Origin of the sequence: Pseudoalteromonas sp. SIMBA_162 (assembly GCF_046535955.1) — a bacterium.
GTDB classification, from domain to species: Bacteria; Pseudomonadota; Gammaproteobacteria; order Enterobacterales; family Alteromonadaceae; genus Pseudoalteromonas; species Pseudoalteromonas marina.
Genome location: NZ_JAWJBQ010000189.1, coordinates 1 through 325, shown reverse-complemented (window position 1 = coordinate 325; position 325 = coordinate 1). Strand labels below are relative to the sequence as shown.

Genomic DNA, 325 nt, shown 5'->3' with positions numbered 1-325 from the left:
ATCAGGTTGAGCGCCTCGAGGGCAAAGGTAGAGAAGGTGGTGAAGGCGCCGGTGAAGCCGGCCACCATGATCGCCTGCCAGACGGGAGCCAGCTTGAGCTCCTGGGTCACCCAGATGAACAGGAACCCCATCAGGCAGCTGCCGATCAGATTGACGCCGAGGGTCCCCCACGGGAAACCACGCCCGGCGGCGCCGACGATCCAGCCACTGACAAGATACCGTCCCAGCGCCCCGATGGCGCCGCCCGCTGCTACTGCCAACCAGGTTCCCATGTGCCTTGTATGCCCCGTGCTCGATTCAATGCGAGTGAGCGCTGGGCAACGCC

At 64.9% G+C, this 325-nt stretch carries 1 protein-coding gene; it reads right to left on the bottom strand.

All coding sequences use genetic code 11. The features are described from left to right. Positions 1–260: fluoride efflux transporter FluC (locus tag R0J88_RS19295; protein ID WP_410900775.1), on the bottom strand; the 260-nt coding region annotated here is incomplete at its 3' end. Between the last annotated feature and the right edge of the window lie 65 nt (positions 261–325).